At 34.4% G+C, this 11235-nt stretch carries 13 protein-coding genes; all 13 read right to left on the bottom strand.

The genetic code is table 11. From position 1 onward, the window contains the following. Nucleotides 1-402: 402 nt before the first annotated feature. The 13 genes from ACFX4N_RS30745 to ACFX4N_RS30685 all read right to left on the bottom strand — a co-directional run bounded on the left by ACFX4N_RS30745 (nucleotide 403) and on the right by ACFX4N_RS30685 (nucleotide 11116). Entirely contained in the window at nucleotides 403-579 is a 177-nt protein-coding gene (locus tag ACFX4N_RS30745) for an aspartyl-phosphate phosphatase Spo0E family protein (RefSeq protein WP_235567481.1), read from the bottom strand. 562 nt (nucleotides 580-1141) lie between these two features. Then, entirely contained in the window at nucleotides 1142-2560 is a 1419-nt protein-coding gene (gene mobV / locus ACFX4N_RS30740; protein ID WP_377263783.1) for a MobV family relaxase, read from the bottom strand. Nucleotides 2561-3001: 441 nt separating this feature from the next. Then, on the bottom strand, nucleotides 3002-3997 hold the full coding sequence (locus ACFX4N_RS30735; RefSeq protein WP_057275181.1) for a DUF3231 family protein: 996 nt from the start codon (nucleotides 3995-3997) through the stop codon (nucleotides 3002-3004). Between the two features lie 188 nt (nucleotides 3998-4185). Beyond that, nucleotides 4186-4368 carry a hypothetical protein gene (locus ACFX4N_RS30730; protein ID WP_057275180.1) on the bottom strand — a complete coding sequence of 61 codons (183 nt, stop codon included), beginning with the start codon at nucleotides 4366-4368 and terminating at the stop codon, nucleotides 4186-4188. A 286-nt stretch (nucleotides 4369-4654) separates the two neighbouring features. Next, nucleotides 4655-5071, bottom strand: a complete 417-nt coding sequence (gene arr / locus ACFX4N_RS30725; RefSeq protein WP_301264962.1) for an NAD(+)--rifampin ADP-ribosyltransferase — start codon at nucleotides 5069-5071, stop codon at nucleotides 4655-4657. Between the two features lie 177 nt (nucleotides 5072-5248). Further along, nucleotides 5249-5788, bottom strand: a complete 540-nt coding sequence (locus ACFX4N_RS30720) for a DUF3967 domain-containing protein (protein ID WP_192101418.1) — start codon at nucleotides 5786-5788, stop codon at nucleotides 5249-5251. A gap of 595 nt (nucleotides 5789-6383) precedes the next feature. Further along, complete coding sequence (locus tag ACFX4N_RS30715) at nucleotides 6384-7025, bottom strand: MarR family transcriptional regulator (RefSeq protein ID WP_204232278.1); 642 nt, start codon at nucleotides 7023-7025, stop codon at nucleotides 6384-6386. 238 nt (nucleotides 7026-7263) lie between these two features. Next, complete coding sequence (locus ACFX4N_RS30710; protein ID WP_377263780.1) at nucleotides 7264-7773, bottom strand: hypothetical protein; 510 nt, start codon at nucleotides 7771-7773, stop codon at nucleotides 7264-7266. Nucleotides 7774-7944: 171 nt separating this feature from the next. Further along, nucleotides 7945-8457 carry a DUF3231 family protein gene (locus ACFX4N_RS30705; protein WP_377263778.1) on the bottom strand — a complete coding sequence of 171 codons (513 nt, stop codon included), beginning with the start codon at nucleotides 8455-8457 and terminating at the stop codon, nucleotides 7945-7947. A 298-nt stretch (nucleotides 8458-8755) separates the two neighbouring features. After that, nucleotides 8756-9025 carry a WGxxGxxG family protein gene (locus ACFX4N_RS30700; protein WP_098239689.1) on the bottom strand — a complete coding sequence of 90 codons (270 nt, stop codon included), beginning with the start codon at nucleotides 9023-9025 and terminating at the stop codon, nucleotides 8756-8758. A gap of 364 nt (nucleotides 9026-9389) precedes the next feature. Beyond that, nucleotides 9390-9881 (bottom strand): hypothetical protein, encoded by a 492-nt coding sequence (locus tag ACFX4N_RS30695; RefSeq protein ID WP_301264964.1) that lies wholly within the window; start codon nucleotides 9879-9881, stop codon nucleotides 9390-9392. Nucleotides 9882-10154: 273 nt separating this feature from the next. Continuing rightward, nucleotides 10155-10262 (bottom strand): YjcZ family sporulation protein, encoded by a 108-nt coding sequence (locus tag ACFX4N_RS30690; protein WP_075422479.1) that lies wholly within the window; start codon nucleotides 10260-10262, stop codon nucleotides 10155-10157. A 695-nt stretch (nucleotides 10263-10957) separates the two neighbouring features. Then, complete coding sequence (locus ACFX4N_RS30685) at nucleotides 10958-11116, bottom strand: hypothetical protein (protein WP_377263775.1); 159 nt, start codon at nucleotides 11114-11116, stop codon at nucleotides 10958-10960. Nucleotides 11117-11235: the final 119 nt, after the last annotated feature.

Raw genomic sequence — 11235 nt, 5'->3', positions numbered from 1 at the left:
CTTCCGCACAGGTAGTTTTTTCTCTTTTTAAGCTGTATATCGTATACATGTTTAGTTAACATAATGTCTCTTTCCGGTACACATCACAAAAAAGAACCCTTGTCGCAGAACGGTTCCGCCGAGGGTTCTTTTTCCGGAGTATGCAGCTTTTTATACATCCTTGATAGACCAACGTTTTTTCAGTAAGCGATTAGTGAAAGAATGTATAAAAAGTGCACCTTTTATTCATATGCTAAACACTTCAAATAATTGATTTTTTATCTAGATATGTTATAGTGACAATCCGGCTATTTTCCAATTAACCTTTTATCTAAAACCGTACATGTAGAAAAGAAAGCACCATTGTTACAATAACAATGGTGCTTTCTTTTCATATAAAAAATTTTTAGTATTAATTTGAGGCTACCTAATCTTTTCTAATTCATTTAACATATCATCAATGAATTGGCTAATTTCCACTGTATTCTTACTTGTAAACCCCTCTTCAAATGCCGTTTCAATTAAAGATTTTCTCTCTTTTTCAATCTCGACTGTTAAAGCTTCTTTTAAGATCACTTTATGAGACTCCAATACCCCCACACCCATTTACTTTTAATGGCAAAACTAAAACAAGGTTAATCACTCTTAGAACGATTAGATTAACCTTGTTTTAGTTTTGATTTTTTACTTTTATATGAATATCTTACAATATACAAATGTCCTTGTACAACGGAACTTTATCTTTCTATTTCTTGCTCTTTCCTTCTCATTTAACCTCCTGTAGGAAAAATATAGTCTTTATGGAAAAAAGATGATAATATTGATTTGGAGCTATTTTTTCGTTACTTGTTATACGTGTGAACCCTGTAAAAAAGCTATTTCATTTCTATGCAAAGCCAATGCCCATAGAATGAGATGGCTTTTTTTGTGTATATAAAACTATTCATTTTTACTCGAAGCTTTTAAAAAATAGTTTTTATAAAAGAAGGAGAAATTTCATGCTAACTAGATACGAACTCCTATTATTCAACAGAGAACTCTTATACTTAATACAACAACACTCTACCTGTACTGATTCTAGTTTGAAGGAGACCTTATTAACTCAAATTGCCCTTATGCTTAGTGTTCTTAATCAAACGTTTTAAAGCTTTTATTGATATTATCATCTTTCAATTTCTTGATCTCGCCTTTTATTTCTTTTTTGGACTCCACCTACATGTTGAAAAAACGAGATCTGCTTCATCTTCTCGACATTCTTATCTATCCAATTCAATGCTTTTTCCTTCCAAGCTTTCAATGTCTTATTCTCTTTCTTTAATTCATTAACTTGCTGATTGGCTTTATCAAGATCCTCTTTTGGCACATAATTTTCTATATAGTCAACATTCATCTTCGTCAGGGTATCATTCGCTTTATTTGCCTGTACAAGCTCTCTTTTCGTTTTCTCATGTTTCTGATTCTCAATCGTTAAATCGTCGCTTAGAGAGCTTATATGAGCCTTATATTCGCTATCCAGTTCTCTTTTAACCTCTTCTTTCAACTTCTCTTTCTCATTCGCAGAGAAATCTCGTATCAACTTCTGCCTCATCAAATGCTTAGCCTTTTCAATTTCTCTATCCTGATGAACAAGGTGCATACTTAAATCTTCTCTTACACTCTCTAATTGCTGTGTTAACACCTTATTCTCTTTCATCATTTTCCCAACTTCTTGGCTTAATGCATTTGTACGCTTATGCTCGGCCGCCAGCTTCTCCTGCAATTCTTTTGCGAGATCAACGACACAATGAAAATCAACTTCTTCGACTTTCACTTTTGAACCAAGCATACCTTTACTTACTTCAATTTCAACAGATTTACGACAAAGCTCTTCAATACTCTGATCACTACGTATATCAACTAATCCCTCTTCCTTTAGGTTCCGTAAGTTATCCATTCTTTGAATCTCTTTTTCCTTGAAGATTAGTTGTTGGTCTAAGTTGTTTAGCTCTTTTTGTCGTTCTTCTTTCTTAAATTCATGAACACTTTTATGCTGCAGCTCGCTCGGCTCGCCACGCTCAATGTCATAACCACGTTTGTTCATGTAGTTATGAAAGTCATCCTGAATTCGACGAATCTTCGTTTTGCCATGAAAATAGTCTTTCGCGGCCAAGCGTCGATCTTCCGTAATTGGTACAAAGCCCACGTGCATATGTGGCGTTGATTCATCGTTATGTACCGTAGCATATAAAATGTTCTGCTGACCATACTTGCCAGCTATATGGTCCAGTGATGCTTCAAAATATTTACGCTGCTCGTCTCGCGACATCGCATGCATGTATTCCGGACTGGCCGACACAAAGAACTCTGCGACCAGGACCGCATCATTCCGAATTTTTCGTTTCACACGGGTGGCCGTCATCTTCTTAATTTCTTCATGGTACTTAATTTTGTCCTCATTCACAAAGTCATAGTTAAGCATCGTTTTGTTTGAATCGATATCTTTATTTTTACTGTTCTCGCCTTCTCGTTGGTTGTGTTTCTGGATACCCAATATTGCGTCTTTGTGGAACTTTTGCATGCGGATAATCCCATATTTGGCCATCCCTCAATCCCCCATTTCGACCACTGTTCTTAGGTCCAGCATACCACAACTTGAGATTTGGTGTAACGCACTACACCAATTTTTCATCTTCGATCAAATTGGGAGCGCACTCTACGAGGTGGGCGGTCGGAATTCCTCCCTGTGTTTGGCTCCGCCAAATAGAAAAAAGACATCCTTCACGGATGCCCTTTTTTTATAAGACCGTGGACGCCGTCCACCACCTGTAAGGGGAACTCTTCCCCTTAACCCCATCTAAAAAACTCCCCCAACCCCCTCACTTTTTGAGGGGGCTCCCTCGCCGGTTGGCGTCAAACAAACGGGGTTGTTTGAGTGCCAAGAGGGTCTTGGTGTAGTGACATTGTCAATTCCTTAATGCTCCCTACGGTCCGCTTACCATTGACAATGGCCAAATTTAGAATACCACTCTCTTTTACAGTTAAATCATAATTCAGTTCGATCACTTGCTTCTGGTGGCCTTTCTATCCATCCTCTTTCAATCATAATATTTCCCCAACTAGTAGTAAGTTTTAAATCTCTTAGAATCGATGCTTCACAGTGTCCTACTACATCAATTCTCATACTGACAGACATAGTAACCGAATAATATATCATAGCTAAATTAAACATAAACCCGGCATGAAATAGCATTAATTTATCTGAAAAAGGTGCGATCTTAGAATTTGTAACTTCTCTGTCTAATAACGGTGGGGTATGGAGACCTCCTTCATGTAACAGTGAAGAAAAAAGACCTATATGCTTATTAACTAAATTTAAACCATCCTCCATAAACTTACGTATTTTTTTATCTTGGCTTACCTGCTGAAATCCGAGAAGAATAGCTTTTGCTGAAATACTTTTCTTTAAATCAGTATATATATTTCCTGCCTCCATCGAATTTAAAGGTCTTTTCTTTCCCAATATATCCATTGCATATCCTAATTCTGTTATGTACTCGACACCTCGGGGCATTGAAAAATAAGGATCTCTTTCATAAAGGCCCTTAGATAAGAGAATATCAATTGATCTGTTATAAACATCCATCGCGTCCATATTACATTGATAATAAAGATCCCTAATATCTTTCCGAATAGAACTACTAAATGACATGCTATGTCCTGATAATCCATGAATCGTCATAACATGTATGTAATGTAACCAAAGTGAATCCGTGAATAAAGGTGGAGCTTCCAAATTTACATCTTTATCTGTAAAACCATTTGGTAGAGGGAAATTTTCTGCATTTAAGATTTTTTTTAACACTTTGAGATGTTTTTGAGATAGTTCTAAACAAAATCCAAAAAGAGAATGAACTTCAGGATCTTTAACAGTTGCTAATACATATTTACTGATGCAAATTGCCATCGTTTCCCTCATATATTGAACCCACAGACTTGTAATTTCTGAAGAGGTTAATCTAGTATCATTTTTCTTATTCAAATTACTTACCTCCATAGCATATAAACTATATCGTTTAGTTTGCCCTGGAAGTATTTATTTATGAAAATGAGCGTATCGGCTGCCGCTTCGCACCCAATACGCTCATTTGAAGATACCCCATAGTAGCTTGGCCGCTTTAAAAAATAAAAAGCAAGAGGATACCCTTTTGCTTTTTAAATACACATTATTCATTTACACATCGTAGGTTGGTCAATCAATAGAATAGGCTGTTCAACTTTGGCATTTGTCATTTGTTCCTGAACAAATATCCATATAGCAAGGTTGATCACGACGGCCATCAGTAGAAAACTTCTATTTTTACTAATAAAGGTTTCCTCCTTTAAGTCATAGTCACAACAAAGGCCGCCCATTATGTATCATCCTATAAGGTGGCCTTTGTTGTATGTATGCTATATGTTTACTCTAAGAATCAGGACATTATCTCTCATAATCCTTTATTTTTCACCACAGTTATCTCTGTTACAGTGGAAACTAGTCCCACAAAAGGGCGGCCATATAAAAATTCAGTGCCTGGGCAAATCGGAATGATCTGAAATCATCTCGGTTTACCCAGGCACTTTTTTAAATTCTGCTTATAATGATAAATTAGTTAAGTCTTTAATTTGGCATTCAACTAGAGTTTTAATAATGTGAGAATCAATCGTATATTACATTTTTTCCTTCTTCAGTTAACTTTTTTAAAGATGTAAGCATATGATTTATTTCTTCATCGGAATGCCTTTCCCATGAACCTAATTCAGCTACTATTTTCAAAGGAGATTTAGATCTATAAGAACGTGTTGGGTTTCCCGGAAATTTTTTGTCAGTTAAATTCGGATCATTTTCAAAATCGCCTAATGGTTCTACAATATAAATTCTCTCTTTTGAATTAGATCTTGCTAATTCGGCGCCCCATTTAGCAGCGTTTAATGTTCCAGTGAAATAGATATGGTTAGATTTTTTATCCTGATAATTGGATAAGTACAACGGTTCAAGCAGGTCTCCAATTTTCAGTTCTGCTTTAGTACCATGAAAAAACGGACCATGATCTAAGACATTTTTCTTGTCATTCATATAGCCACATCCCTTATACTTTTTGACTTGCGTATAACAGTATAAGGCCGGACATGAGTGAAAAAACAGTCTATAAATAATTTTCAAATAGGGTTATAATATAAGTAGAGATTAAGATGTTATCGGAAACAAATCATTTAAATAAAAAAAGACTGCTAAATAGCCAGCAGTCTTTTTTTATTTCCAAAATTCCCACCACTTCTTTTTCTTTTCTTCACTGGCAGCAATAAGTTTTTGAGTTTCTTGAATTCCTCTAACAGTATCTAAGAGATCGCGATCTCTGTTCTCTAATTTCTTTGAAATGTATTCATCCCTTTGTTGAATTTGTTTCAACAATTCTTGATTGAATTTCATTTGTTCTTCTTTAAAATCTTCAAATTGTTTTAGTAATTGCTCATACTGTTGTGTCCCCTGATATGTCACTAATTCCTCTGTGTCACGGTCTGACACATCGTCTTCGCCAACCGTTGATATTACTGCATTTATAGCCTGATCCAGTGACATATCAGGGTGCTTTATCAACTCTCTAATCTTACGTAAAATTATTACATCCTTATCAAAAAAACCTCTGTGGCCCAACTCATTTTTATGGATATGGTACCCTGCTTTTTCAAGCAGCTGAGAATACTTACGAACAGTAGTGTTCTGTATCGCTAAAAGGGTAGCGACTTCCCTTGCTGTATAAACCTTTTGCTGCTTCTTTGTGTCACCTGACATATCGCACAACCTCCTGCTATGTCCTATGATATGTCATTCGATATATAAAAGAAAAGTTCCTTTTAAAAGATGATTTAGACTTATATTTTAGAATCACGTGGCCGCCTTCGTTTTGGGGTGTGAGGCTGGCTTTTAAAATAGTGTAGATACATTATGAAAAAGAGTAGAATTTTGGACAGTTGCTCTGGCGGTTCGGCAGGTATAATGGCCGTCGTAAGCCGAGCATCTTTGACTTCGTTTTGGGTATGTTTCGGCTTGGCGATATAACCACTCCTGCCGAAATTTAAAATACAAGGAGAAAAGAGTGGAGATTTTTTAAGTGATTTTCTTAAAAAATACTACTCGAACCTTGTATTTTAAATAGCTATTTTAATTTTATAGTTTTAACGAAAAAAGTATAAAAAGACTCTTGCAATTCTCTCAGCGAATTGCTATTTAAATAGAGTGAGAAAGGACAAGTACAAGAATGCCTTTATATCAAGGTTTATAGAGGGTAGGGTGTACGAAAATTCGTACACCGGTGTACGAAAAAACCGACACCTAAAAAATGTAATTTCAGCAAAAAAAAAAAAAAGCAAGAGGAATTTCCCCTTACTTAAAATAAATAGATAGGTAGTTGATGTTTCTTAGAACTTCCTTCAATTTTAAAATTTTTCAAAGAACGTTTAAATATTTTTTGTGTTGCTTTATCTACACCATCTTTTGGAGAACAACACATAATGTTTGGATTTACAAACCAAGTTCTACTAGTACAGACTCTTCCATCATCGGTAGTCATACCAGATTCAGCCACAGCTAAAATTCCTTTTGCTAGGAGTCCATTCATTAAAGAAGAGATGTTACCTCTATTTTTATTAAACACCTTTGCAAGGTAACTAGGAGAAGCTGAATCAGCGTCAATTTCATCATCATCATCAGAATGCTCTACAATAATATTAGTTTTAAACTCTAGATAAGGTGTTAAATCCATTAAAAATGCCTTTTCAGCACTCGATAAATAATTGATTTTACATAAGTAATTGTAGTTATCCATAATTATTTGCACAAATCTCACCCCATCAGTTTTTTTCTTACGTTTACCGATGAAATAATTATCTCCTGTGGTATTATGTAAAACTTCAAGTAATAGTTTCTGCTGTTCAGCTGACAAACCAACCTCTACCTGTCCAATTATCTCTTCGATGTTTGAATCTCGTAGCCTAGCTTTTTTTTCTGCTTCTTCTAAGGCTTTCTTCACTTAGTATTCCTCCAATTTTTACTGGAAAGAATATAACCCTTTGTGATAGAATGTTTTTATAATGAATTCAAAAACAGAAGGTTAATTCCTTCCTTAATATTTTGTAAGAAAGAGTCCTCTGAGTCCTCGAAAACTTGAGGGCTTTTTCTTATGTCTAATTTTCTACCAAATCTTACATTTTTGCAAACCCTATTTGTAGAATAAGCAAGAAAACTCATCTAAAATGTAGGTGAGTTTTTTAGTCTAATAACCCTTTTTCTTTAAATACTTTTCTCAAAGCTTCATTCACCAATTCAGATTTATAACTCTTAGGAACTCGATCAATAATACTTAAAACGTCGTCATCAAAATAAAAACCTCTATATACTCTTTTAGAACGGTCTTTTGGTTTCTGCAATAAGATATCAATTGCATCTACTTTGCTAGCAGTCATACTAGCTTTTGAAAAGCTAGTACTAGTACTTTCACTTTCATCAACAGTACTAATGCTAGCTGCTACTTCACTTTTAGTTTGCTTTTGTTCTGCTGGCATTTTGTTAGTTTTAGAAATAAGTGTCCTAAAATCAAGGTCTAAAGGTTCTGGATCTTCCCCCACATAACGATAAATACTTTGCTTACTATCCCATTCATATCCTAATTTCTTAATCTTTAATTGAATTGTACGAGTACTTACATCATATCTATCAGCTAATTCTTTAATCGTGATTTCTTTTACACTAATTTTATTTAGCATCTCTTTTACAAGCATCATACTAGCCTCCACTTTCGTTTTAAAAGTATATAACTAGTATTCAAATACAACATGATATTTCCTGCTATAACTTCTCTTACTTGTTAACATAAAATACATTATCGGAAATAAAAAAGATGTCTCTATTTGCTAAGAGACACCTTGTTCTATTCTATAGAAAGCTAATCATTAACAATCAGTTTTTTTAGACTTATGAAAAGGAGGTGGAATTAACCAACCTTTTTCTTTATTAAGTCTTAAGAACTTTCCACCAAGAGCTACTTTTTGCATATGAATTTGTGCAAACATGGCTGCAATATCTTCACGAATAGATTGTCCGATCAATTGACTACACGCAACTAGACCAGCAGCTATATTCATTGAAATTGCTGCAGCTACTTCTGGATCTTGAACACGTGCACCCACTGGGATATCATCTAAACAAGCTTCAGGTCGTTCAGGTGGGGTTGGCGGTAAGCCTACTCCATTTTCTTTTAACAATGTTTCGATGCTTTTCATTTCTTGCTGGCACTGTTCGATTGTCTCTTGTACCAATTTATGTAGATCCTTGTCACCTACATGATTTAGAAATGTTTGATAGCCAGATACTAACCCTTTTGAGGTAGAAACATACGACCATGTTCCAAATACCTCACCATAATGCATCGGTTCATCTGTAGGATTTCCACTTAAAATACCCATTGTTATCCTCCTTACAAAATTCATGATAGTGTGCCACCTTTCTTGCTATGCACATGTTTAACGTCTCCAAATCTTGTTTTATTATTCTTCTACTGCTATCAAAAAATTAATTCATCAAAGAATATAATTTCATATTTCAAGCAAACTAACTAAGATGTTTAGAAGTGCATCGTCCACTATACCCTTGTTATTAAACCCAAAAAAACTACCCTATAGGTAGTTTTTTTAGAATTGTTGGAGAGATTATAAATTGTGGCTCTCATCACAGCTATTTATCTCTACTCATACAAAATAGATATTAACGAACTTTTTCTTCACGATCATCTCTTCTTTTAAGACCAAAAAGACCAACTAGTCCTAATAATCCAAGCAATTCCCAAGGTGAATCATTGTTATCATCCGTACCAGTTGCTGTAGTGACATTTCGAGTGTTTACGTCATTATTATAATTTAAGTCATCATTATAATTTGCTCTATCTACGTTATTATTTTCAGCATTAACAGGTATGGTGAAAGTCATCATAGCTAAAGCTAACGTACATAATAAAACAGAACATTTCTTTTTCATCATATTCCCTCCTTTCTTTATTAAATAAAGTTCCCCTATCACGAAATCCTATTCTTTAGTGACATAAAGCTTATAGACTGTATCTAAAAATTTCATGCTACAAGAGTACAGTAATGAGTAAAATTTCATATTTTAAGCAAACTACTCAAGATGCCGTGAGGCATCAGCCAACAACTACAGCTAAAAAACAGAAAAAAGCTACCTTTGTTGCGACAGGTAGTTTTTTTCTGTTTTTTAAACTATATATTATATATAAGGTCAGTTAATATAATCACCATTATCAGAACAAAACTGAACCCAATAAGCTCGGTATTGATTAGATTCTAGACCAAAAGCATAGCCAACTCCAGTATCTATATTCACTTCAATACATAATAAAATTTCCATAATCAACGACAGTAATTTTACCTTTCTTGGATAACCTTATATTACTATTACCCATATCCTTAGGCTTGATTCCGGCATCGCTAAATTTGTTTTTTAATGGGATTAATTCTTTATTACTTATTTCAACGGGAACTTCAATGTCCATTTTTTTCATTACGATCCAACCATGTCCAACTTCTTTCACTTGGCAGAGGTGTTTTCGTAAATCAGCTCGACAATGGTTATATATTTTAAATTCCGTTTCATTACATTGAATCCCCTTCTTTGTAAGGGCTACTTTTAATACATATCCATTATTAAAATCAAAGACAATACGGTGGCGACCATTACCAATCTTTGGGTATGTCAACTGTAAGATTATATCAGCTTCGTTAGCCCTTTGACTTTTACTTGTATCCTTATAATGATGCATTTTTGATAGCCATAAATTAATAGATTGTATATCCCAATTAGACAAAAAAACACTCAACCTTAACTCTTCCTCCCTCCCTTTTTTTTCCTAAAATTATAGTTTATGCAATAGAAGAATGCCTTGACAGGGCGTTTGTATAAAGAAACAGAAACTATAAGCTTGATCTTTCCTAAAGAAAAACAACCTACCACAACAAGGAGTTTTTTCTGTTTTTATGTTGTATAGAATATACAAAGTTAGTTAACATAATGGATTTTATGTATTCAAAGCATGAAAAACTACCTCTTATGACTAGTCCGACTAGAAAGAGGTAGTTTTTATTATCTTTTATTACCAGCCACCATAGCCGCCATACCAACTACATCCAACGATAATTAAAAGAATAAACAATACCACTAGTAAAGCAAAACCAGATCCAAATCCAGCACTATTAGACATATAAATCCCCCCTTTTGTTATAGTTAAGTTTTGAACAAATAAGGAATGAAATAGTTTTTGCACGGATTATATTATTTTATGTTTAAAGGTGTTAAATGGATTGTACTTACATATGTTTGTTTGAAATAAGGCTTATCCTATTTTCAATACTTTTAAGCGTTAAAAAGACACATTCTTTATATATTTAATTATGATAATGGATTTTATCGGAAAAGACCCCTGAAATAATTTATTCCAAGGGCCTTTTGACTTTATAGATAAGGAAGGCTAAAAAGATACGGATTCAGGGCTGAAGTCGGTTTAACTACACTATATGTTTTCGTTCTCGATTAGGTAACTTGCCTATTACGAATAAAATTTTATACCTTGAGCAAACTACCCAAGACGCTCTGCAACGTCAGCTAACTATTGATTACCATTCATGAAACAGAAAAAACTACCCTATCACACACCAGGGTAGTTTTTTCTGTTTTTAGGCTGTATATCGTATTCAATCTTAGTTAACATAATCAGTGTTACCGGCATTAACCTAATAAAAAATACAGAGCTAAAGCTAAATTTAGTTTAAATACCTAAAAACAGGCTCGATTTCCTAGTTATAAGTCCATATCAAATCCTTAAATGAACATATAGTGTGTTGGAGCAAATCAAAGGAGAGATTACTTTGTATAACTATTATCAACCTGAAGTAAATCCTAACGATTTACAACATTTTTACCTATATGATTCTTTTTACAGACAACAACAGCCTCAATACCATCAACAGCAATACCATCAACAGCCTTATCACCATCCTCGTCCTCCTCGTTGTCGTTGGGTTCAAGAATGCAGATGGGTTCGTCGTTGCTACCCACGAGATGGATTCTATACTGATGGTTACGACTACTAATTGAGACAAAACTACCTTCCGCACAGGTAGTTTTTTCTCTTTTTAAGCTGTATATCGTATACATGTTTAGTTAACATAATGTCT

This window comes from Priestia sp. YIM B13551 (assembly GCF_042787905.1).
Classification (GTDB): domain Bacteria; phylum Bacillota; class Bacilli; order Bacillales; family Bacillaceae_H; genus Priestia.
This window is presented reverse-complemented; position numbering and strand designations above follow the sequence as displayed.